General features: G+C 68.3%; 19 protein-coding genes. 12 read left to right on the forward strand and 7 right to left on the reverse strand.

The window, feature by feature from the left end; all coding sequences use genetic code 11:
• Window positions 1-34 precede the first annotated feature (34 nt).
• Together PLC66_RS05440 and PLC66_RS05445 are read right to left on the reverse strand one after the other, a co-directional pair.
• On the reverse strand, window positions 35-2,533 hold the full coding sequence (locus PLC66_RS05440; protein ID WP_324538222.1) for an ABC transporter permease: 2,499 nt from the start codon (window positions 2,531-2,533) through the stop codon (window positions 35-37).
• A 10-nt stretch (window positions 2,534-2,543) separates the two neighbouring features.
• Window positions 2,544-3,716 carry a M20 aminoacylase family protein gene (locus PLC66_RS05445; RefSeq protein WP_324538223.1) on the reverse strand — a complete coding sequence of 391 codons (1,173 nt, stop codon included), beginning with the start codon at window positions 3,714-3,716 and terminating at the stop codon, window positions 2,544-2,546.
• 183 nt (window positions 3,717-3,899) lie between these two features.
• Here PLC66_RS05445 and PLC66_RS05450 point away from each other — a divergent pair, with 183 nt between their 5' ends.
• From PLC66_RS05450 to dbpA, 3 genes are all read left to right on the forward strand, one after another.
• Entirely contained in the window at window positions 3,900-4,841 is a 942-nt protein-coding gene (locus PLC66_RS05450) for a histone deacetylase family protein (protein ID WP_324538224.1), read from the forward strand.
• Window positions 4,823-5,662, forward strand: coding sequence for a DUF429 domain-containing protein (locus PLC66_RS05455; protein WP_324538225.1), 840 nt, complete (start codon window positions 4,823-4,825; stop codon window positions 5,660-5,662). Before PLC66_RS05450 ends, PLC66_RS05455 begins: the two co-directional genes overlap by 19 nt.
• Before the next feature lie 71 nt (window positions 5,663-5,733).
• Window positions 5,734-7,197, forward strand: a complete 1,464-nt coding sequence (gene dbpA, locus PLC66_RS05460) for an ATP-dependent RNA helicase DbpA (RefSeq protein WP_324538226.1) — start codon at window positions 5,734-5,736, stop codon at window positions 7,195-7,197.
• A 50-nt stretch (window positions 7,198-7,247) separates the two neighbouring features.
• Here dbpA and PLC66_RS05465 read toward each other — a convergent pair whose 3' ends face one another.
• Window positions 7,248-8,339 carry a J domain-containing protein gene (locus tag PLC66_RS05465; protein ID WP_324538227.1) on the reverse strand — a complete coding sequence of 364 codons (1,092 nt, stop codon included), beginning with the start codon at window positions 8,337-8,339 and terminating at the stop codon, window positions 7,248-7,250.
• A 165-nt stretch (window positions 8,340-8,504) separates the two neighbouring features.
• Between PLC66_RS05465 and PLC66_RS05470 the strand changes: the two genes are divergently transcribed.
• The 6 genes from PLC66_RS05470 (at window position 8,505) to PLC66_RS05495 (ending at window position 13,892) form a co-directional block, all read left to right on the forward strand.
• Window positions 8,505-9,620, forward strand: coding sequence for a branched-chain amino acid ABC transporter substrate-binding protein (locus PLC66_RS05470; protein WP_324538228.1), 1,116 nt, complete (start codon window positions 8,505-8,507; stop codon window positions 9,618-9,620).
• Window positions 9,621-9,764: 144 nt separating this feature from the next.
• Window positions 9,765-10,697, forward strand: a complete 933-nt coding sequence (locus PLC66_RS05475) for a branched-chain amino acid ABC transporter permease (protein ID WP_324538229.1) — start codon at window positions 9,765-9,767, stop codon at window positions 10,695-10,697.
• Window positions 10,698-10,710: 13 nt separating this feature from the next.
• Window positions 10,711-11,820, forward strand: coding sequence for an ABC transporter permease subunit (locus tag PLC66_RS05480; RefSeq protein ID WP_324538230.1), 1,110 nt, complete (start codon window positions 10,711-10,713; stop codon window positions 11,818-11,820).
• Complete coding sequence (locus tag PLC66_RS05485; protein ID WP_324538231.1) at window positions 11,817-12,590, forward strand: ABC transporter ATP-binding protein; 774 nt, start codon at window positions 11,817-11,819, stop codon at window positions 12,588-12,590. The genes PLC66_RS05480 and PLC66_RS05485 overlap by 4 nt, the downstream gene beginning before the upstream one ends.
• Window positions 12,580-13,326 (forward strand): ABC transporter ATP-binding protein, encoded by a 747-nt coding sequence (locus PLC66_RS05490; protein WP_324538232.1) that lies wholly within the window; start codon window positions 12,580-12,582, stop codon window positions 13,324-13,326. Before PLC66_RS05485 ends, PLC66_RS05490 begins: the two co-directional genes overlap by 11 nt.
• A gap of 113 nt (window positions 13,327-13,439) precedes the next feature.
• Window positions 13,440-13,892, forward strand: coding sequence for a YaiI/YqxD family protein (locus PLC66_RS05495; protein WP_324538233.1), 453 nt, complete (start codon window positions 13,440-13,442; stop codon window positions 13,890-13,892).
• A gap of 36 nt (window positions 13,893-13,928) precedes the next feature.
• Here PLC66_RS05495 and PLC66_RS05500 read toward each other — a convergent pair whose 3' ends face one another.
• The 4 genes from PLC66_RS05500 to PLC66_RS05515 form a co-directional block, all read right to left on the reverse strand.
• On the reverse strand, window positions 13,929-16,604 hold the full coding sequence (locus PLC66_RS05500; RefSeq protein WP_324538234.1) for a cation-translocating P-type ATPase: 2,676 nt from the start codon (window positions 16,602-16,604) through the stop codon (window positions 13,929-13,931).
• 21 nt (window positions 16,605-16,625) lie between these two features.
• Window positions 16,626-16,928, reverse strand: coding sequence for a hypothetical protein (locus PLC66_RS05505; RefSeq protein WP_324538235.1), 303 nt, complete (start codon window positions 16,926-16,928; stop codon window positions 16,626-16,628).
• A gap of 19 nt (window positions 16,929-16,947) precedes the next feature.
• Window positions 16,948-18,039: an AI-2E family transporter gene (locus tag PLC66_RS05510; protein ID WP_324538236.1), complete on the reverse strand. Its 1,092-nt coding sequence runs from the start codon at window positions 18,037-18,039 to the stop codon at window positions 16,948-16,950.
• An 88-nt stretch (window positions 18,040-18,127) separates the two neighbouring features.
• On the reverse strand, window positions 18,128-19,462 hold the full coding sequence (locus PLC66_RS05515; RefSeq protein ID WP_324538237.1) for a hemolysin family protein: 1,335 nt from the start codon (window positions 19,460-19,462) through the stop codon (window positions 18,128-18,130).
• A 625-nt stretch (window positions 19,463-20,087) separates the two neighbouring features.
• Here PLC66_RS05515 and PLC66_RS05520 point away from each other — a divergent pair.
• The 3 genes from PLC66_RS05520 to PLC66_RS05530 all read left to right on the forward strand — a co-directional run bounded on the left by PLC66_RS05520 (window position 20,088) and on the right by PLC66_RS05530 (window position 21,687).
• Window positions 20,088-20,231 carry a hypothetical protein gene (locus tag PLC66_RS05520; protein WP_324538238.1) on the forward strand — a complete coding sequence of 48 codons (144 nt, stop codon included), beginning with the start codon at window positions 20,088-20,090 and terminating at the stop codon, window positions 20,229-20,231.
• Window positions 20,232-20,299: 68 nt separating this feature from the next.
• Complete coding sequence (locus PLC66_RS05525; RefSeq protein WP_324538239.1) at window positions 20,300-21,112, forward strand: ion transporter; 813 nt, start codon at window positions 20,300-20,302, stop codon at window positions 21,110-21,112.
• Window positions 21,113-21,261: 149 nt separating this feature from the next.
• The gene (locus PLC66_RS05530) at window positions 21,262-21,687 is read left to right on the forward strand and encodes an OmpA family protein (RefSeq protein ID WP_324538240.1); all 426 of its coding nucleotides are present in this window, start codon (window positions 21,262-21,264) and stop codon (window positions 21,685-21,687) included.
• Window positions 21,688-21,748 lie beyond the last annotated feature (61 nt).

The raw sequence follows: 21,748 nt of genomic DNA on the forward strand, positions 1-21,748 counted from the left end.
CAGCGGTATCGGACCGATCTGCAATTCGCGCACCTCAGGCCAGCGCGCGCAGGCTCGCCAGGGGCGGCCGCGACAACAGCTTGCGCGTGCCCAACCAGCCGCCGCCCACCACGCCGGCCATGCCGAGCAGCACTGCCACCACCACCGGCAGCAGCGCAGGGACATAGGCCATGCGGAACACATGCTCGGCGAGCAGCCAGCCGATCGCGCTCGCGCCGACACCGGCGAGCACGCCCGCCACGCCGCCCAGCACCAGGAACTCGGCGAGCAGGGCCTGGCGCACCTGGCGGTTGCGCGCCCCCAGGGTGCGCAGCATGGCGAGTTCGTATTCGCGCTCGTCGTGGGTGGATTGCAGCGCCGCATACAGCACCACCAGCCCGGCGAGCACCGCAAAGCCGAACACGAACTGCACGATCACGATCAGCTTGTCGGTCATCGCCTGCACCTGGGCGATCACGGCGGCGATGTCGATCACCGTCAGGTTGGGGAAGGCGCTGACCAGGCGGGTGGTGAAGTCATGGTTCGCCGGCGGCAGATGGAAGCTGGTGATCAGGCTGGCCGGATGGGCCTCGAGCAAGCCCTCGGAGGCGATGAAGAAAAAGTTCACCCGCATCGAGTCCCATTCCAGCTTGCGCACGCTGGTGATCGGCGCCTCCACGCGCTCGCCGGCAATCTCGAAGTTCACGCGGTCGCCCAGCTTGAGGCCGAAGGTCTGCGCCAGCCCGCTCTCGACCGAGAGTTGCGGCGCGCGCTCGCTGCCATGCCAGCGTCCGGCCTCGATGACGTTGCCGCCCGGCAGCGCGGCCGCATACGACAGGTTGAATTCGCGCTCGGCCAGGCGCCGCGTGCGCTGATCCTCGTAGGCCTCGGGGTCGATCGGCGTGCCGTTGATGCTCACCATGCGGCCACGGATCATCGGCTGGATGGTCGGCTCGGGCAGGCCTTCGGCCACGAACAGCGCGGCCACGCCGGCGCGCTGGTCGGGCTGGATGTTGATGACGAAGCGGTTGGGCGCGTCGGCCGGCGCCATGCCGCGCCAGTTGTCGAGCAGGTCGCCGCGCACCAGCGTCAACAGCAGCAGCGCGGTCATGCCCAGGCCCAGGGCTGCGGCCTGGACCACGCTGCCGCCCATGCGCCGGCCTAGCGCCGCCACCCCGTAACGCCAGCCGCCCCCGCGCAGGCTGCCCTGCCCCTTCATGCGTCCGGCCAGATGCAGCACCCACCACGCCGCCAGCGCGAACACCCCGAGCGCGACCGCAAAGCCGAGCGCCACCATCACGCCCAGGCGGGCGTCGGCAGCGATCCAGAAGATCAGCCCGAGCAACGCCGCCAGGCCGAAGGCCCAGGCCGCGCCCGACAAGGGCTCGGTGAGCTCGAACTCGCGCCGCAGCACCCGCAGCGTGCTGACCTTGTGCAGGCGCAGGAACTGCGGCAGCACGAAGCCCGCCAGCAGCGCCATGCCCACCACCAGTCCATGCGCCAGCGGCAGCAGCGACGGCGCAGGCAACTCGGTGGCGAGGATCTCGCGCAGGCCACCGGCCAGCCCCCACTGCACGCTCCAGCCCAGCGCGGTGCCGACCAGCGCCGCCGCCAGCCCGAAGAGCAGGAACTCGCCCACCACGATGCCGAGCACCTGCACCTGGCGCGCACCCAGCACCCGCATCACCGCGCAGCCGTCGAGGTGGCGCGCCATGAAGCGGCGCGCCGACAGGCCGACCGCCACCGCGGCGAGGATCACCGCCAGCAGGGCCGCCAGGCGCAGGAAGCGCTGCGCCTGATCGAGCGCGGCGCGCACCTCGGGACGCGCGTTCTCCACCGTCTCCACCGCCTGGCCGCGACCGAGGTTGGCACGTGCCCAGCGCTCGTAGGCCTCGACCGCCGGCTGCGGCCCGGCCACGTGCAGGCGCCAGGTGGCGCGGCTGCCCTCGGCGATCAGGCCGGTACGCTCGAGATCGGCGAGATTGAAGATCGCCCGCGGCAGCAGGCTGAAGAAGTTCGCCCCGCGGTCCGACTCGAAGCTGACCATCGCGCCGACACGAAACTCGACCTCGCCCATGCCCACGCTGTCGCCCACGGCGACGCCCAGCTCGGCGAACAGGCGCTCGTCCAGCCACAGCTCGCCGCTTGCCGGAACGCGCGCGGCGGCCTCGTCCTGCTGGTTCGGCCCGGGCGCGATGCGGATCGCGCCGCGCAGCGGGTAGCCGTCCTCGACCACCTTCACGCCGGCGAGTGCGGCGCCCTCCTCGGTGCTCGCCATGCTGGTGAACAGGATGGTGGTCGCCGTCTGCAGGCCACGGTCGCGGGCCTCGTCGGCAAAGGCCGCCGGCCAGGGGCGGTCGGCACGCAGCAAGAGGTCGCCGCCGAGCAACTGGTTGGCCTCGCGGTCGAGGGCACGGCCGACGCGGTCGGCCAGAAAGCCCACGCTGGTCAGGCTCGCCACCGCAATCACGATCGCCAGCCCGAGCAGGTGCAGTTCGCCCGCGCGCAGGTCGCGCAGCATCATGCGAAAGGCCAGGCGCAGGGTTCGCATCATGTCGCCGGCCTCAGTTTGCGTGGCCGAGCAGACGGCGCACGAGCGCGCACCAGTAGGCCACGCCGGCCGGCATCACCTCGTCGTTGAAGTCGTAGTTGGGGTTGTGCAGCATGCAGCCGCCCTCGCCCGGGCCATTGCCGATCCAGATGTAGGCGCCCGGCTTTTCCTGCAGGAAGTAGGCGAAGTCCTCCGCCCCCATGCTCGGGCGGCGGTCGGTGAACACGCGCTCCGGCCCCGCCACCGCGCGCGCGGCCTCGGCGCACAGCGCAGCTTCGGCCACGGTGTTGATGGTCGGGGGATAGCCTCGGCGGAACTCGAAGCTCAGATCCACACCGTGGCTCCGGGCGATGCCTTCGGCCACCTGGCGCAGGCCGCGCTCGAGGCGGTCGCGCACCTCGGCCGAGAAGGTGCGCACCGTGCCGCACAACTCGGCGCGATCGGGGATCACGTTGTAGGCCTCGCCGGCATGGAACTGGGTAATCGACACCACGCCGGCATCGATCGGGTCGAGTACCCGGCTGACCAGGGTCTGGGCGGCCTGCACGAAGGCCGCGCCCGCGACCACCGGGTCCACCCCCAGGTGCGGCATCGCCGCATGCGCACCGACGCCGCTGAAGCGGATGTCGAAGCGGTCCGCGCTCGCCATCACCGGCCCGCTGTGGATGGCGAAGCTGCCCGCCTCCATGCCCGGCCAGTTGTGCATGCCGAACACCGCCTCCATCGGGAATCGATCGAAGAGGCCATCGGCGATCATCGCCGGCGCGCCGCCCTCGCCTTCCTCGGCGGGCTGGAAGATCAGGTACACCGTGCCATCGAAGTCGCGCCGCGCGGCCAGGGCCTCGGCGGCGCCCAGCAGCATGGTGGTGTGGCCGTCGTGGCCGCAAGCGTGCATGCAGCCCGGCACGGTGGATTTGTGGGCGAATTCGTTGCGCTCGGTGATCGGCAGCGCATCCATGTCGGCGCGCAGGCCGATCGCGCGCAGGCCACGCCCGCCGCGCACCACGCCGACCACCCCGGTGCCGCCGATGCCGCGGTGGGTCTCGATGCCGAGGGCTTCGAGCTGGCGCACCACCAGCTCGGCAGTGCGGTGCTCGGCAAAGGCGAGCTCGGGATGGGCGTGGATGTCGCGCCGGATGGCGGTCAGCTTGTCCTTGAGGGGGCGGACGCTTTCGATGAGGCTCATGGCTGCACCGTGTTGTTGTGATGAGTGGCAGGGAGTTCGAGTGTATTACAGCGGCGCCAGGCGGCGAGCGGGGGTTTATGCTTCGCGCACTTTCTGCCGCCTGCGGGGTCTGAAGCCGGCGCCGGGACGAAGTTCCCGCCCGCGCCGTGCCGCCCCAGCGAGCTCAACCGGAAGCCATCCGCCGTGAAACTGTATTACGCCGACCATTTCGTCCTGCCCCTGCCCGCGGGCCACCGTTTCCCGATGGAAAAGTACTCGCGCCTGCGCGCACGCCTGCTCGAATGCGGGCTGTTCGGCGCCGACGACTTCCACGTCCCGGCCGCGGCGAGCGATGCCGAGATCCTGCGCGCGCACGACGCCGGCTACCTGCAGCGCGTCATCGACGGCACGCTGGAGGCGGCCGAGGTGCGTCGCATCGGCTTTCCGTGGAGCGCAGCGATGGTCGAGCGCTCACGCCGCTCGGCCGGGGCCACGCTGGCCGCCTGCCGCAGCGCGCTGGCGCGCGAAGGCGGCCGCGCCTGTGCCGCCAATCTGGCAGGCGGCACCCACCACGCCCATCGCGACTTCGGCTCCGGCTTCTGCGTCTTCAACGATGCTGCCATCGCGGCGCTGGCGATGCAGGCCGAGGGGCGCGCCGGACGCATTGCCATCATCGACTGCGATGTGCACCAGGGCGACGGCAGCGCGACCATCCTCGCCAGCGCGCCCGAGGTATTCACCTGCAGCCTGCACGGCGCCAGGAACTTCCCCTTCCGCAAACAGGCGAGCGACCTCGACATCGAGCTGCCCGACGACACCGGCGACGACGCCTACCTCACCGCGCTCGACGAGGCGCTCGACATCGTGTTCAGCCGCGCCCGACCGGAGCTGGTGATCTACCTCGCCGGCGCTGACCCCTACGCCGGCGACCGCCTCGGGCGGCTGGCTCTGAGCATCGAGGGTCTCGCCGCCCGCGACGAACGGGTGCTCGGCACCTGCCGCGCCGCCGGCGTGCCGGTCGCCGTCGCCATGGCGGGCGGCTATGCGCAACCGATCGACGACACCGTCACCATCCACTTCAACACCGTGACCACGGCCGTGCGCATCATGGCCCCCGCCACGCTGCCGTGCCCGGTCTCGCCGTGACGAGCCTGCAGGACTGGCAGCTCCTCGGCGTGGACTTCACCTCCGCACCGCGGCGGGCAAAACCGATCACCGTAGCCGTCGGCCGACTCGAGGCGGAATGCCTGAGGCTGGAGGCGATCGAGGCCTGCCCCGACTGGGCCTCCTTCGACGCCCTGCTGGCGCGCCCCGGCCCCTGGCTGGGCGCCTTCGACTTTCCCTTCGGCCTGCCGCGCGAGGCGGTGGTCGATCTCGCCTGGCCGCAGTCCTGGCCCGCACTGGTGCGTCACTGCGCCGCACTCGGCAAGGTCGGCTTTCGCGCCGCGCTCGACGCCTACCGCCAGACCCGTCCGGTCGGCCGGCGCTACGCCCACCGCGCCACCGACCTGCCGGCGCGCTCGCACAGCCCGCTCAAGCTGGTGAATCCGCCCGTCGGGTTGATGTTTCTCGAGGGCGCGCCCCGCCTGCTGGACGCACACATCAGCGTCGCCGGCCTGCACGCGGGCGACCCGCAGCGGGTCGCGGTCGAGGCCTATCCCGGACTGCTGGCCCGCCGCATCACGCCTCATTCCTACAAGAGCGACGACAAGCGCAAGCACACCGCCGCGCGGCGGCTGGCGCGCGAAACCCTCGTCGACGCCCTCTGCGCAGGCCTGGCCGAGCCGGCGCTGGCCCTGCAGCTTGACGCGGCGCTGCGCGCCAGCCTGGTCGACGACGCCAGTGGCGACCGCCTCGACGCGGTGCTCGCCCTCTTCCAGGCCGCCGCCTGCGCCCGCGACGGACCGCCGCATTTCGGCCTGCCGCCGGTGATGGATACGCTCGAAGGCTGGATCGCCGGCGCCTGACGCCGGGTGCTGCTGCAGGGGCGCCGGCAAGTTTTCTGCCGACCGCGCCGGATCAGGCCCGATAATCGCGCATGACCACGCTCAACGACACCTCATCCGAACACCCCACAAGCAGCCCGAGCGGGCCCGCCGCTCAGTCCCCTGGCGCAGATCCGGGCCTGCCCTTCGACGGCCTGCCCCTGCCGCTGGCGATGCTGGACATCCTGCGCCAGCTCGACTACCGATCGATGACCCCGATCCAGGCCGCCAGCCTGCCGCTGGCGCTCGCCGGGCACGACCTCATCGCTCAGGCCAAGACCGGCAGCGGCAAGACCGCAGCCTTCGCCCTGCCGCTGCTGACCCGGCTCGACGTGCGCAGGCTCGCCGTCCAGGCCATGGTGCTGTGCCCGACCCGCGAGCTGGCCGACCAGGTCACGCAGGAGATCCGTCGCCTGGCGCGATTCGAGGCCAACATCAAGGTGCTGTCGCTGTGCGGCGGCACGCCGATGCGGCCGCAGCGCGACAGCCTGGAGCACGGTGCCCACATCGTGGTCGGCACGCCCGGGCGCCTGATGGACCACCTCGAACGCGGCAGCCTCAGACTCGACGCCCTCAACACCCTGGTGCTGGACGAAGCCGACCGCATGCTGGACATGGGCTTTCACGACGACATCGCCTACGTCGCCAGCCGTTGTCCGTCGGCACGCCAGACCCTGCTGTTCTCCGCCACCTATCCCGAGGGCATCGCAGGCCTGGCCGCGCGCTACCTGCGCACGCCGCAGGAGGTGAAGCTGCTCGAGCAACACGCGGGCAGCAAGATCCGCCAGCGCTTCTACGAGGTTGACCACCCGGCGCGGCTGCAGGCGGTCGGCAGGCTGCTGCGCCACTACCGCCCGGCGAGCACGCTGGCCTTCTGCAACACCCGCCAGCAATGCCGCGACCTGGTCGAGCAGTTGCGCGCCGAGGGCTTCGCCGCGCTCGCCCTCAACGGCGAACTCGAGCAGCGCGAACGCGACCAGGTGCTGATCCAGTTCGCCAACCGCAGCTGCTCGGTCCTGGTCGCCACCGACGTCGCCGCGCGCGGGCTGGACATCGCCCAGCTCGAGGCGGTGATCAACGTCGATGTCACCCCCGATCCGGAGATCCACATCCACCGCATCGGCCGCACCGGCCGCGGCGACGAGGACGGCTGGGCGCTGAGCCTGTGCAGCAGCGCAGACAGGCGCCGCGTCGCCGGCATCGCGCAGATGATGGGCTTCGAACCCGAGTGGCACGCGCTCGACGAGCTGACCGCGGATGAAGGGCAGCCGTTGCAGGCGCCGATGGTGAGCCTGCTCATCCTCGGCGGACGCAAGGACAAGATCCGCCCGGCGGACGTGCTCGGCGCACTGACCGGCGAGGCCGGCTTCAAGCGCGAGCAGGTCGGCAAGATCACCGTCACCGACCAGCTCACCTACGTGGCGGTCGAGCGCGCGATCGCGCGCGATGCGGTACGCCGCCTGTCGGCGGGCAAGCTCAAGGGCAGGAAGGTCAAGGTGCGCGCGCTGGAGGTGTGACAGGTGGTGCCGAGGCCGGCGCCTGAACCTGGGCCCCCGTCCCCTCCGCCTCAGGCTGGCACGGGCTCCAGGCTCGCAATCTGCCTGCGCAAGGCTTCGCATTCGGCCTCGAAGCCGGCGCGCGCCTCGGCAAAGTTCGACGCCCAGCAATCGACCTGTACCGCCTGGCGGTAATTGGGATCCAGCTGCAGGGTCTGCACGGCCAGGATCAGGTCGGCGACCTGGGTCTGCAGCTCGGCCACCCGGCGCCTGACCCCGCTGCCCGCGGCGCCCTCCATCGCGGCAGCCGTGTCCTGCGCATGCCGCGCCAGGCCTGCGAGCTCGGCGGTGATGCCGCGCAAACCCTCCAGGTCACAGGCCTGATACGCCGCCTGCACGCGCAGGAAGATCTCATGGGCCTGGGCGCGCTCGGTCTCCGCCGCGCGGTCGGGATGACAACGCATGGCGGCTGCGCGATAGAGCCGGCGCAGTTCGTCCTGCTCATCGTCGTCGAGTTCGGGCAGCGGCGCGGCCGTGTGCTCGGTGCTGCGGCGGTAGGCGTCGAAGTCCTCGTCGGCCTGGCGCGCCCGTTCACGATCGGCCGCGGAGCCCGAGCGCGCGGCCTTGAGACTGAGGTATTCCTGGCGCAGGCGCAGGCACTCGCCCACGATCTCGCCAAGGGCCAGGTATTGCTGCTGCTCGTAACGGCGCAGCTGCTGCTGCATGTCGGCGAGACGGGTCGTCAGCTCCAGCCTCTGGCCTTCCAGACGGGCGCAGCGGGCGAGCAGCCGTTCCACGTCCGGATCGGGCGCGGCGGCAATGGCGGCCGGCTCGGCGGGCTCGTTCTCCGGCCGGGGCGTGATCTCACACTCAAGCACGACAGGGGGCGCCTTCGCTTCGATCGGCGCGGCGGCGATCTGCGGTGCGTCCACGACCGCGACCACAACCGCCTCCCCAGCCGCGACCACGGGCGGCGGCAAGGTTGCCGGCACGGCGGCCTTGCCGCCGAAAATGCGAGAGAGCGCGGCACGGACGCGTGCCAGGGACAGGCGGAAAGGCAATTTCGGCCTCGGTTCGGGGTGGGCATGGATGCGACATGCGATATATTGCACCGCACCATCGCCCCTGACAACCGACGCTTGCGGCGGCGCAACATCGTCCATGCAGGGTGCGGCGGATCTCGCCCCCGGGGCGGCGCTGAGCTTTCCAGGCGAAAGCCTTATCCGCTCATTCAAATCCCGCATGCACAAGACCGGATTTTGGGCACAATAGCTGCGCGTTTCGGCCTCACCCAAACAACATCCCTGATCACTCCGGAGATCCAGAGCATGAAGAGAACCGTCGTCGCAGTCGCCTTGATGAGCATCGGCCTCACCGCCGCCCACGCACAGGAAATGGTGGTCAAGCTGGGCGGCGCAGCCCCGCTCACCGGCAACCAGTCCCACCTCGGCAAGGATCTCGAGAACGGCACCCGTCTCGCCATCGAGGAAGCCAATGCCAAAGGCATCACGATCGGTGGCAAGCAGGTCAAGTTCGAGCTGGTCGGCGAGGACGACCAGGCCGACCCGCGCACCGGCACCACGGTGGCACAGCGCCTGGTCGATGCCGGGGTGAAGGGGGTGATCGGCCACCTGAACTCGGGCACCTCGATTCCGGCCTCGCGCATCTACGACCAGGCCGGCATTCCGCAGGTGTCGCCGGCCTCGACCAACCCGAAGCTGACGCTGCAGGGCTTCACTGGTGTGTTCCGCACCATCGCCAACGACGTGCAGCAGGGCACCGGGCTGGGCAAGTACGCCACCGGCGCGCTCGGCGCCAAGCGCGTCGCGATCATCGACGACCGCACCGCCTATGGCCAGGGCCTGGCCGACGAGACGGCGAAGGCAGTCAAGGAAGGGGGCGGCGAAGTCGTGGCGCGCGAGTTCACCACCGACAAGGCCACCGACTTCAATGCCATCCTGACCAAGATCCGCGCGACCAACCCCGAGGTGATCTTCTACGGCGGCATGGACGCCCAGGCCGGGCCGATGGTGCGCCAGATGAAGCAGCTCGGCATCACCGCCAAGTTCCTCACCGGCGACGGCGGCTGCAGCCCCGAGATGATCAAGCTCGCCGGAGACGGCATGTCGTCGAACGCCTACTGCTCGCTGCCCGGCCTGCCGCTCGAGAAGATGCCGGGCGGTGCCGACTTCCGGGAGCGCTACAAGAAGCGCTTCAACAGCGATGTGCAGATCTATTCCCCCTACGCCTACGACGCCGCGATGGCAATCATCAACGCAATGCAGAAGGCCGACTCGGTCGAGCCGGCCAAGTACCTGCCCGAGCTCAGGAACAGCAACTTCCCCGGCGTGATCGGCAACGTCTCCTTCGATGCCAACGGCGACATCAAGGAAGGCGCGGTGACGATCTACAACTTCAAGGACGGCGCCTGGGTGCCGCTGTAAGCCTCTGAACCGCCGCCCTCGCGCCCTGATCACGGTGCGCGGGCGGCACCCCTGCGCTTTTTCCCCTTTTCCCCACCGGCGCAGCCGCTCGCGCGCGGTACGCCGGCTCGTCGGGCGCGCGCCCGCAGATTTCAGGAAGGCAGCATGGAAACCCTGATCCAGCAGTTCATCAACGGGCTGGTGATCGGCAGCGTCTACGCGCTGATCGCGCTCGGCTACACGATGGTGTACGGCATCCTGGGGCTGATCAACTTCGCCCACGGCGACGTGCTGATGGTCGGCGCGCTCGTCGCGCTACAGACCATGCTGTTCCTGATGGGCATGGCGCCCGGCATGTCGCCGCTGGTGATGCTGGCCATCGCGCTCGCGGTGGCGATGGTGATCTGCATGCTGCTCGGCTTCACGATGGAGCGCCTCGCCTACCGGCGCTTGCGCAACGCGCCGCGGCTGGCGCCGCTGATCACCGCGATCGGCGTCTCCTTCCTGCTGCAGACCCTGGCGATGATCATCTGGGGGCGCAATTACCACACCTTCCCGCAGCTCATCTCGACCACCCCGCTGCAGCCGATCCCCGGCGTGTTCGTGACCCCGGTGCAGGTCACCATCGTCGTCGTGTCGGCGCTGCTGATGACCGGCCTGCTGCTGCTCATCAATCGCACGCGTATCGGCCGCGCGATGCGCGCCACCGCCGAGAACCACCGCGTCGCCAGCCTGATGGGGGTGGACACCAATGCGGTGATCGCCCTCACCTTCGTCATCGGTGCGGCGCTCGCCGCCGTGGCCGGCGTGATGTTCGCCAGCAACTACGGCATTGCCCACTACGGCATGGGCTTCATGCCAGGCCTGAAGGCCTTCACCGCCGCGGTGCTGGGCGGCATCGGCAACCTCGGCGGCGCCATGCTCGGCGGCGTCGTGCTCGGCCTGGTCGAGTCCTTCGGCGCCGGCTACATCGAGCACTTCACCTTCGGCTTCCTCAATTCGTCCTACCAGGACATCTTCGCCTTCATCATTCTCGGCCTGGTGCTGATCTTCCGCCCCACCGGACTGCTCGGCGAACGCGTGTCGGACCGGGCCTGAGCGAGCACGCACCATGAACGAACTCGTCGCCGCCGTCCCCTGGCTGGGCAAGCGCAACCCCACCGCCGCGCGCTGGCTGATCATCATCGTCGCCATCGCGGCACCCTTCATCGCCTGGCAGTTCGGCCGCAGCTGGGTGCGCATCCTCGACTTCGCGCTGCTGTACATGATGCTGGCACTGGGGCTCAACCTGGTGGTGGGCTTCGCCGGCCTGCTCGACCTGGGCTACATCGCGTTCTATGCGGTGGGGGCCTACACCTTCGCCTTCCTGGCCTCGCCGCACTTCGGCATCCATCTGCCGTTCTGGCTGATCCTGCCGCTGGGGGCTGCCTTCGCCGCGCTCGCGGGCATCATGCTCGGCTTTCCGGTGCTGCGATTACGCGGGGATTACCTCGCCATCGTGACACTGGGCTTTGGCGAGATCGTGCGCATCTTCATGCTCAACCTGAACTACCCGGTGAACATCACCAACGGGCCGCAGGGCATCAACATGATCGACCCGATCGTGCTGTTCGGCTGGGACCTGTCGCGCAACATCCGCATTGGCGAGGACTTCACGATCAACTCGCTGTTCCTTTACTACTACTTCTTCCTCGCCGCGGTCGCCGCCTCCATCCTCTTCATCCAGCGCCTGCAGATCTCGCGCATCGGCCGGGCGTGGGCGGCGATGCGCGACGACGAGCTCGCCGCCAAGGCGATCGGCATCAACACGCGCAACATGAAGCTGCTCGCCTTCGCTCTCGGCGCCACCTTCGGCGGCGTGGCAGGCTGCCTGTTCGGCGCCTTCCAGGGCTTCGTCAGCCCGGAGAGCTTCAGCCTGATGGAATCCATCGCGGTGCTGACCATGGTGGTGTTCGGCGGCATGGGCAACATCGCCGGTGCGGTGGTGGGCGCCTTCGCGCTCGCGCTGCTGCCCGAGATCCTGCGCGACGTCGCCGTGCCCCTGCAGCAGACGCTGTTCGGCCACGTGCTGCTCGACCCCGAGGTGCTGCGCATGCTGCTGCTGTCGCTGGCGATGATCCTGATGATGCTGCTGCGCCCGGCCGGCATGATCCCGGCGCGCGCGCGCTACTGTCACGACCATCACCTGAGCAACACGCTGAAGCGGGAGGCGGCGAAGTGATCACCCTGCTCGAGGCCCGCAACATCGGCAAGCGCTTCGGCGGCCTGCAGGCGCTGTCCGACGTGTCGCTGACCATCCACAAGGGCGAGGTGTATGGGCTGATCGGCCCCAACGGCGCGGGCAAGACCACCTTCTTCAACGTGCTCACCGGTGCCTATACGCCCGATGGCGGCGAATTCGTCTTCAACGGCAGCGAGCTGCCGGTCGGCAAGCCGCACAAGATCGTCGGCCGCGGCATCGCCCGCACCTTCCAGAACATCCGCCTGTTCCGTGACCTCACCGCGCTCGAGAACGTCATGGCCGGCCATCACGTCCGCACCAAGGCCGGCGTGTGGGGCGTGCTGCTGCAGAACCGCTTCACCCGGGAGGAGGAGCGCCTGACCACCGAGCGCGCCTACGAACTGCTGCGCTACGTCGGTATCGAGCGTTTCGCCGACGTGGTGTCGAAGAACCTGTCCTACGGCGACCAGCGCCGGCTCGAGATCGCGCGCGCGCTCGCCACCGAACCGCAACTGCTGGCGCTGGACGAGCCCGCCGCGGGCATGAATGCCACGGAGACCGGCCAGCTCAAGCTGCTGATCGACCAGATCCGTCGCGACGGCATCACCGTGATGCTGATCGAGCACGACGTGAAGCTGGTGATGGGCCTGTGCGACCGGGTCGCGGTGCTCGACTTCGGCCGCAAGATCGCCGAGGACGTCCCCGCGGTGGTGCAGAAGGACGACGCGGTGATCGCCGCCTACCTCGGCGGGGGCAAGCATGCGCACTGATCCGCACACCGATCCGGGCTCGCCGCTGCTGCGCCTGCAGGGCCTCAAGATCGCCTACGGCGGCATCCAGGCGGTCAAGGGCATCGAGCTCGAACTCCACGCCGGCGAAACCGTCTGCCTGATCGGCGCCAACGGCGCCGGCAAGACCACCACGCTCAACGCCATCGCCGGCGTGCTGCCGCTCGCCGGTGGCGACATCCACTACAAGGGCGAGCGCATCAACACCCTGCCCGCCCACCGCCGCCTGCGCGCGGGCATCGCCCTGGTACCCGAGGGGCGCGGCATCTTCACCCGCCTGACGGTGGAAGAGAACCTGCGCATGGGCGCCTACAGCCGCCGCGACAACGCGGGCATCGAGGCCGACCTCGAACGCGTCTATACCATGCTGCCACGCATCAAGGAGCGTCTGGCGCAGGTCGCCGGCACGCTGTCGGGCGGCGAGCAGCAGATGCTGGCGATTGGCCGCGCCCTGCTGTCGCGCCCGCGGCTGCTGCTGCTGGATGAACCCTCGATGGGCCTGGCGCCGCTGGTGGTGGAGAAGATCTTCGAGGTCGTGCAATCGGTGGCGCGCGAAGGCGTGACCATCCTGCTCGTCGAGCAGAACGCGAACCTCGCGCTCGAGTTCGCCCAGCGCGGCTACGTCATGGAATCGGGCCAGATCACGCTCACCGGCAGCGGCAGCGCCCTGCTGCAGGACCCTAAGGTGCGCGCGGCCTACCTCGGCGAAGAGGCCTGAGTGGCGCACCATTCTGACGCCCGATCCGCCACAATGCGACCCGGCGGTCGGTCTCCCGCTTGTGAGAGGCGAGAGGCCCCTGCCTTCTGCCAACGCATCATGAGAGGTGCCCCGTGCACATCTGGGTCGACGCCGACGCCTGCCCCGGCGTCATCAAGGACATCCTGTTCCGCGCCGCCGCGCGCACCGGACATCCGCTCACCCTGGTCGCCAACCAGTACCTGCGCGTGCCCGCCGCCCCCAACATCAGGATGATCCAGGTGCCCGGCGGCTTCGACGAGGCCGACAAGTACATCGCCGCCCACCTGCACGCGGGCGACCTCGTCATCACCGCCGACATCCCGCTGGCCGCCGACGTCGTCGCCCGCGACGCCCACGCCTTGTCGCCCAAGGGCGAGCTGTACGGGAAGGAGAACATCCGCGAACTGCTCGACCTGCGCAACTTCATGGACACCTTGCGCAGCACCGGCGTCGAAACCGGCGGCCCTGCGCCGTTCAGCACCGCCGACCGGCAGGCTTTCGCGAACCGGCTCGATCGGCTGCTGCAGCGCTCGCACCGGGGCTGACCGAACCGCCGAGCTGGACGCCCTGCAGCCGCTGACTCAGCTCGCCAAGCGGCACAACGCCTTGCGCGCCTCTTCGAGCAGCAGCGTGGTGGAGGCGACCGCGGTGGCGATCAGCCAGTCGTTCGCGCTCAGCGCGACCGTGTCGAACACGGCCTGCGCTGGCGCCCAATGCACCACGACGATCTGCAGCAGGACCACACCCAGCAGGGCGAGCCACAGCTTGCCGTTGCTGAAGAACTGCCGATTGAACGCGCTGCCATGCTCGGTGCGGGCATTGAAGATGTTGAAGAACTGGAACAGCACGAAGGTGGTGAAGGCCAGCGTCATCGCGCGGGCGGTATCGCCCGAGGCCATGGCCCAGGCATAGACGCCCAGGGTCCCCACCGCCATCGTCAGGCCGTACAGCGCGATGCGCCACATGCGCTGCGGCGACAGGATGGCGGCATCGTCGGCGCGTGGCGGCTGGTCCATGATCCCGGGGCGGGCCGGCTCCACGCCGAGCGTCATCGCCGGCGGACCGTCCATGATGATGTTCACCCACAGGATCTGCACTGCGGTGAAGGGTGTCGCCAGCCCCATGAATGGCGCCCCAAGCACGGTGAGGATGGCACCGATGTTGGTCGACAGGTGGAAGCGCACGAACTTGACGATGTTCTCGTAGATGGTGCGTCCCTCGCGTACTGCGCCGACGATGGAGGCAAAGTTGTCGTCGGTAAGTACCAGGGTGGCAGCCTCCTTGGTGACCTCCGTGCCGGTGATGCCCATCGCCACGCCGATGTCGGCACGCTTGAGCGCAGGGGCGTCATTGACACCATCGCCAGTCATCGCCACGACATGACCACGCCGTTGCAGCGATTCCACGATACGCATCTTGTGTTCGGGCGCCACGCGGGCGAATACCGCGCTGCGTTCGACCAGCGCAGTGGTGGCCTCGTCGCTCAGGCCATCGAGCTCGCGTCCCTCATGCACCTCGCCAACCAGGCCGAGCTCGCGCGCGATGGCGGCGGCCGTCACCGGATGGTCGCCGGTGATCATCTTCACCCGGATCCCTGCAGCATTGCACTGCGCAATCGACTCGCGCGCCTCGGGGCGCGGCGGATCGATGATGCCGACCAGTCCGCACAGGCTCAGCTCATTCACCCAGCCCATCAAGTCACCGGCGGGATCGAATGCAGACGCCGGAATCCGACGTCCGGCGAGCGCGAGCACACGCATCGCCCCCTCGGCGAGTTCCTGGTTGGCACGCAGCAGACGTTCTCTGGCCTCCGTGTCCAGCACGACCTCGCCGTCCCGGCCCAGCATGCGCGCGGCGCGGCCGATCAGCACATCGGGCGCACCCTTCACCCAGACCTGGACCGCGTCGCCATCGTGGTGGAAGGTCGCCATGAACTTGTGTGCCGAGTCAAAGGGCAACTCGGCGATGCGGGGCGTGCGCTCGGCCTGCAGGCCAGGATCCACCCCCGCTTTGACGGCGAGCGCAAGCAGGGCCCCTTCGGTGGGGTCGCCGATGAGCTGGCCCGCCTGCAGGCGTGCATCGGCGCACAAGGCGGCCGGCAGCAGGAGTTCATGCAGCGCGGTGCCGGCGGCGCGGCCTTCTTCGTCCAGAATGCGGCCGGCAGCGACATAGCCTTCGCCTTCGATCGCGTAGCGGCGACCTGCCGCGTGCAGCACGCGAGCGGTCATCTGGTTCAGTGTCAGCGTGCCGGTCTTGTCCGAGCAGATCACCGTGGTGCACCCGAGCGTCTCGACCGCAGCAAGCTTCTTGACGATCACGTGGCGCCTGGCCATGCGGTGCATGCCGAGCGCCAGCGTCACCGTGACCACCGCCGGCAGGCCCTCGGGGATCGCGGCGACGGCGAGGGCGATGGCGGTCATCGCCGTCGTGACCAAGTCATCGCCACGCATCAGCCCGGCCACGAACATCAGGCCGACCACCACGGCGGCGATGAACGCGAGACGCTTGCCCAGCACGTCGAGCTGGATCTGCAGGGGCGTCGAGGACTCGGCTGTCTGTGCGAGCAGCCCGGCCAGGCGCCCCATCTCGGTGTGCATGCCGGTCGCGGTCACCACGGCCTCGATGCGACCTCGGGTGACCACGGTGTTCATGAACACCATGCCGACGCGTTCGGCAAGGGATACGCCGGCGTCCACGGCCTCGGCGGTCTTGCCGACCGCATGGGACTCGCCGGTCAGCGCCGCCTCGGCCACTTCGGCCCCATGCGCCTGCAGCACCCGGGCATCGGCGGGCACGCGATCGCCCGCCTCCAGCAACAGGATGTCGCCTGGCACGAGCTCTTCGGCCGGCACGATCCGGGCGTCGCCGTCGCGTCGTACCCTTGCGCTTGGCGCCAGCATGCCGCGCAGGGCGGACAGGGCGTTTTCCGCACGACGCTCCTGCAAGAAGCCCAGGGTGGCGTTGAGCAGCACGACCACGGCAATCACGGCCGCGTCCTTGATGTCGCCGATCAGTCCGGCAAGCAGCGCGGCGCCGATCAGGATGCCGATCAGCACGCTCCTGAACTGATCGAGGAACTTCAGCCACAGGGGCCGCGGGGGCGCTTCCGCCAGCCGGTTGGGGCCATGGCGTTGCAGGCGCGAGGCGATATCCTCCTGCGCCAAGCCGGCAGCCGGGACAACATCCAGCTCGCGACAAACGCTCTCGCCGGGTCGCGCATGCGACGAGGCGGCAAGAGAAGGTGTGCTCGTGTCCAAGTTCGTCTCCGCGGAACGCATTCAGACCAGCAGGGTGCAAGCTAACCAGGCGATTGATCCACCCCTGTGTATCAGGTTGCTCTCAGTATTCCGATGCACGCTCAAAACGAGAAAGAGGTTGTACGGAATCAGCATCAAGTGAAATGCCAGCCAGACGAAACCATCGACGCCCTTGGCCAGCAAGAGCAGGGAGGCCAGGCCCAGGACGCCATTGATCAAGGTGCCGACGACCGTCAGGTCCCACCAGAAAAGCCCAGGCGCAGACCGCTGCCCGTTCCATCGGGAATTGAGATAGATCGAAAGCGAACGTTTCGTGGCGCTCAAGGCATGTCCTTGCAGTGCTTCAGTCCGGGCTCGTCGATGATGGACGGTTGCGGTTGGCCAGGTCCGACTCCTCGATCCACTCCCGCCACACCGCCATCAGCACCGCAAGCACGACCGGCCCCAGGAAGAGGCCGACCAGGCCGAATGCGGCCAGGCCACCGAGGACGCCGAACATCACCAGCAGGAAGGGGATCTGGGTTGCGTTGCTGATGACGAGCGGGCGGATGAGGTTGTCCACCCAGCTCACGACCAAGGCGCCCCACAGCAGCAGGCCGACGCCGGCCGCCGTGTCGCCGCTGACGAGCAGCCACACGCCCAGCGAGCCCCACGCGAACGGCGTGCCGAACGGGATCATCGCAATCAGGGCGGTGACCGCCCCGAGCAGCACCGGCGCCGGCAGGCCCGCCCACCAATAGCCCAGGCCGGCCACCAGGCCCTGCCCCAGCGCGGTCGCGATCAGCCCCCACACCACCGCCTTCGTCATGCCGCCGACCGCGGCGAGGTAGGCATCGACGCGCTCGCCAAGAAAGCGGTGCAGCACCACCTGGACCTGGGCCAGCACACGATCGCCATCGCGGTACAGGAAGAACACGGTGATCAGCGCAAAGCCGAGCTTGGCGGCGTTTCGCCCCACATCGCCGAGGAGGGCGACGGCCTGGTCGCTGCCCTGTCGCACCCACTCGGTGAGTTGCGCCTTGAAGGCGTCGGGATCCCCGGTGAGGTCGTTGAGGAGTGCCTGCAAGGCGTCGCCAATCCATGGCAGCGCGCGGATGAAATCCGGCAGCCCCAGCGAGCCCGCCTTGATCTGTGCGGTGACCGTGGCGATGGCCACGCCGACCTCGGTCCTCAGCAGCGCCCCCATCCACAGCGCGGGCAGGATGAATGCGGCGCTGAGCAGCAGGGTCATCAGCAGCGCACTGAGGGTCGGGTAGCGCCGTAGCCGCGCGCGCAGCCTGCGGTAGAGCGGCCAGGTCGCAAACGCAATGATGATCGCCCAGGCCACCGGCACGATGAACACGTGCAGCACGGCATAGCTGAGGATCAGCAGGCCACCGAGCAGGAAGCCAAGAATGACTCTGCGGGCGATCTTCTCGGCAACCTGATCGATCATGATCGTTCTCTTCGCGCTCGAGCGCTCAACGGCCTTGCAGCACCCGGGTCAGCCCGTGGATCGGCGGCCGGCCTGCGAACGAGGCCAGTCAGTCAGTTAAGGAGGCCGGGGGCTCGACGTCGGCCGCCGCCTTGGGGATTGGATCGGGCAGTCGCGTCGCCAGCACCTTGTCGATGCGCTTGCCGTCGAGGTCGATGACCTCCAGGCGCCAGTTTTCCCAGGTGGCGATGTCGCCGGTACTGGGCATGCGGCCGAGCAGCCACATCACCATGCCGGACAAGGTGTGATAGCGGCCCTTCTCCTCTTCGGGGACGGTCTTGATGACCAGGCGGTCCTTGAGCTCGACGATCGGAATGAGTCCGTCGAGCAGCCAGGAGCCATCCTCGCGCTGCACCGCCCACGACTCCTCGGTGTCGTGCGGCAGGAATTCGCCGGTTACCGACTCGATGACGTCGTGCAGCGTCACCATCCCTTGCACCTCGCCATACTCGTCGATCACGAACACGATGTAGGTGCCCGAGGCGCGGAACTGGTCGAGCAGCTCCATGCCCGTGAGCGATTCGGGCACGTAGACCGGCGCCTGCAGGTCCTGGGTGAGGTCGATGCTCTCGCCACGCAGCATCCGCGAGAAGATCTTCTTGGCGCTGGCGATGCCGAGGATGTCGTCCAGCCCATTGCGGCACACCGGGAAGCTGGAGTGCGCGGATTCGGCCACCAGGGCCAGGTTCTCGTCGAGCGGACGATCAACGTCCAGCGAGACGATGTCGGCGCGCGGCACCATCAGCGAGCCGATCTGACGATCGTCGAGGCGGAACACGTTACGCACCATCTCGTGTTCGCTCTTCTCGATGACGCCGGCCTCCGAGCCCTCGTTGAGCATGGCGTGGATCTCTTCTTCCGTCACGCTCGGGCCGCTTGTCTCACGCTGGCCCATCAGCTTCAACAGCAAGGCCGTCGAGCCGGCCAGCAGATGCACGAAGGGGCGCGAGGCGATGGCGAGCACGTTCATCGGGCGTGCCACGAGGCGGGCAATGCCTTCCGGGTTGATCTGGCCGATGCGTTTGGGGACGAGTTCGCCGACCACGATCGAGACATAGGTGATGACCACCACGACGAGGACGGTCGAGCCGATCTCGCTGGTGCGCTGCTCCACGCCCAGAGTCTGCAGCCACTCCGCCAGCGGGCCCGCCAGCGCCGCTTCGCCGACGATGCCGTTGAGGATGCCGATCGAGGTGATGCCGATCTGGATGGTGGACAGGAAGCGGGTCGGATCCTCGCCGAGCTTGATGGCGACTTCGGCCGAGCCGTCACCGTCCTCAGCGAGTCGGGCGAGGCGGGCGCGCCGCGCGGTGACGAGCGCGATCTCGGACATTGCAAAGACACCGTTGAGCACGATGAGGGCGATCAGTAGGGCAATTTCCATGGTTCAGGGGCAGCGGAGCGGGCAGAGGTAAGGACGAGCAAGGATCTGCCGGGCGGCATGATCGAGCGCGGACAGCAGTAGGCGTGCCTGGAGACGCCATGCAGGCGTCGGGCAGGCCAAGCCAATCCGATCAACGCGGACTGCGGGTCGTTTCGTGGGGGTCGGTGAACGTGACACGCCCCAGGGGCAACATCGGCCTGGGGCGTCTTCCGGAGCGGGGCGGGGCCCTTCGTCCGGGAATGTAGAGAGTGTTCTCTGGAGGCGGGTGAAACGACTCATAGAGCGGGGTGCAGCACACCCCGCGCAGACCTTTATCTGTTGCGACGAAAATGATGATGCCCGAGTCGGACCGACGTGTCGATAGCCTCGGGGGGAGCCCGCGATTCCGGCTCTTGACTTCGTCGCAGCGCGGCATACACTCGCGACCCATCAAGGGGAGTAGCTTTTTCGCCTCGGCATCGTCATCACGGCAGACCGGTCGCGAGACCGTCTCCCGGTGCCGGGGGCAACGATTGAATCCGTTGCAAGCGAGACCTTGCCCAAGGGCAAGGTCCGCGCAGTGACAGCACGCAGGGGTCTGTGTCCTTCGGGAACAGACCCTTTTTCGTTTTGTGCGGAGCGTGCGATGGCATTGATCGGAACATGGTGGTTAGGGGCGGCCTTCGCCGCCATCGTGGCGAGGACGCTGCGGGTGCGCCTGTTCGCCTTCGGCGGCGGCAGGCAGCATCGGGTGTCCTTGACACAGGCCGCGGGCTGGTCGCGCGCCTGATCTGCCCCCTGTCATGCTTTCCGTGGTGCCGGAAAGCCGCTTCATCAACCATCAGGCAATTCTCAACTATGGTCGCTACGCTCCAACGCCTCGTCGAGTCCACTTCCTTTCAGCGCTTCATCATCGCGGTCATCGTCATCAATGCCATCACGCTGGGTCTGGAGACATCCCCCATGGTGATGTCCCAGGCGGGCGGAATGCTGCTGGCGCTTGATCGCGCCGCACTCTTCATCTTCGTGGTCGAGATCGTCATGAAGCTCATCGTCTATCGGCTCCGCTTCTTCAGCAGCGGCTGGAACGTGTTCGACTTCGTGATCGTGGCGATCACGCTCGCTCCCACAGGCGAAGGCCTGCAGGTCCTGCGCTCCCTGCGCATCCTGCGCGCACTGCGACTGATTTCGGTCGTACCTTCGATGCGCAAGGTCGTAAACGCGCTATTGAAGGCCATCCCGGGCATGGGCTCGGTCGTCACGCTGTTGCTCCTGGTCTTCTACGTGGCGTCCGTGATGACCACCAAGCTCTTCGGTGGCGACTTTCCGGAGTGGTTCGGCACCATAGGGGCATCGTTCTATACCTTGTTCCAGGTGATGACGCTCGAGTCGTGGTCGATGGGCATCGCCCGTCCGGTCATGGAAGCGCATCCCTATGCCTGGGTCTTCTTCGTCGCCTTCATCCTGCTGACCACCTTCGCGGTGCTCAACCTCTTCATCGCCATCGTCGTCGATGCGATGAGTGAGGCGGAGCACGACGAACAAGAGAAGACGCGCGCCTTGGTCGACGTCGATCACAACGAGGTGCTGACCGAGCTCAGAGCCCTGCGCATGGAGTTGGCCGCACTTCGAAATGAACGAACCGCCAATCGACAAGGCGTCTCAGCGTGACGCCCCGGGGATACGCACTCGCCGCCGGCAGGCGCTCTGGCAACTCCCGGGGGCGATGCCCGCTGCTCTTTGGCTGCTTATCCCTCTTGCTTGTCGGGTGCGCCACCCCGCGCGAGCAGGGTGCGCAATCGACCGACCGTGGCGAGATCATGCAGGCGGACACGGAATTCGCGCCGTCGATTGCAGGCGCCCCATCGACTGTGCTGGCCGCGTCGGATCGGGACGTCTCTCCATCTGGCAAGACGAAACCCGAGGCCCCGTCCCCTGCAGAGGAACCCGTTGCCGTCATCGAGCTCCACCCCATGGCTGACGCCCTAACGCCAGAGATGGAAGCTCGTCTGCGCGAGGTGGCAGAAGCAGCGAAGGCCGACGAACGACTCAGCCTGTGGTTGGAGGGCTTCGTGCCCGATGGTGGCAGCCCGGCACTGAACATGGGCCTTGCCGAGCGGTCCTTGGCCGTCGTGCGCCAGCGACTGATCGCCATGCGCGTACCCGCCAACCGGATCCAGATCATCCCCTTTGGCGAGCACCATAATCGCGCCCGTTCGCCCATCAATCACTGGGTGGAGTGTTGACGCGCGCTGAAAACTACCCAGATTTCGCGGGGTCTGCGCGCTGAAAAGTACCCAGGTGATT

Origin of the sequence: Thauera sp., assembly GCF_035444905.1 — a bacterium.
Taxonomy (GTDB): Bacteria; Pseudomonadota; Gammaproteobacteria; order Burkholderiales; family Rhodocyclaceae; genus Thauera.

What these genes read in the sequence shown, in the direction of transcription:
- PLC66_RS05440 (WP_324538222.1), bottom strand. Translation starts at nt 2,533, where the DNA reads ATGATGCGAACCCTGCGCCTGGCCTTTCGCATGATGCTGCGCGACCTG.
- PLC66_RS05445 (WP_324538223.1), bottom strand. Translation starts at nt 3,716, where the DNA reads ATGAGCCTCATCGAAAGCGTCCGCCCCCTCAAGGACAAGCTGACCGCC.
- dbpA (WP_324538226.1), top strand. Translation starts at nt 5,734, where the DNA reads ATGACCACGCTCAACGACACCTCATCCGAACACCCCACAAGCAGCCCG.
- PLC66_RS05465 (WP_324538227.1), bottom strand. Translation starts at nt 8,339, where the DNA reads ATGGACGATGTTGCGCCGCCGCAAGCGTCGGTTGTCAGGGGCGATGGT.
- PLC66_RS05470 (WP_324538228.1), top strand. Translation starts at nt 8,505, where the DNA reads ATGAAGAGAACCGTCGTCGCAGTCGCCTTGATGAGCATCGGCCTCACC.
- PLC66_RS05475 (WP_324538229.1), top strand. Translation starts at nt 9,765, where the DNA reads ATGGAAACCCTGATCCAGCAGTTCATCAACGGGCTGGTGATCGGCAGC.
- PLC66_RS05480 (WP_324538230.1), top strand. Translation starts at nt 10,711, where the DNA reads ATGAACGAACTCGTCGCCGCCGTCCCCTGGCTGGGCAAGCGCAACCCC.
- PLC66_RS05490 (WP_324538232.1), top strand. Translation starts at nt 12,580, where the DNA reads ATGCGCACTGATCCGCACACCGATCCGGGCTCGCCGCTGCTGCGCCTG.
- PLC66_RS05510 (WP_324538236.1), bottom strand. Translation starts at nt 18,039, where the DNA reads ATGATCGATCAGGTTGCCGAGAAGATCGCCCGCAGAGTCATTCTTGGC.
- PLC66_RS05515 (WP_324538237.1), bottom strand. Translation starts at nt 19,462, where the DNA reads ATGGAAATTGCCCTACTGATCGCCCTCATCGTGCTCAACGGTGTCTTT.
- PLC66_RS05520 (WP_324538238.1), top strand. Translation starts at nt 20,088, where the DNA reads ATGGCATTGATCGGAACATGGTGGTTAGGGGCGGCCTTCGCCGCCATC.
- PLC66_RS05525 (WP_324538239.1), top strand. Translation starts at nt 20,300, where the DNA reads ATGGTCGCTACGCTCCAACGCCTCGTCGAGTCCACTTCCTTTCAGCGC.
- PLC66_RS05530 (WP_324538240.1), top strand. Translation starts at nt 21,262, where the DNA reads ATGCAGGCGGACACGGAATTCGCGCCGTCGATTGCAGGCGCCCCATCG.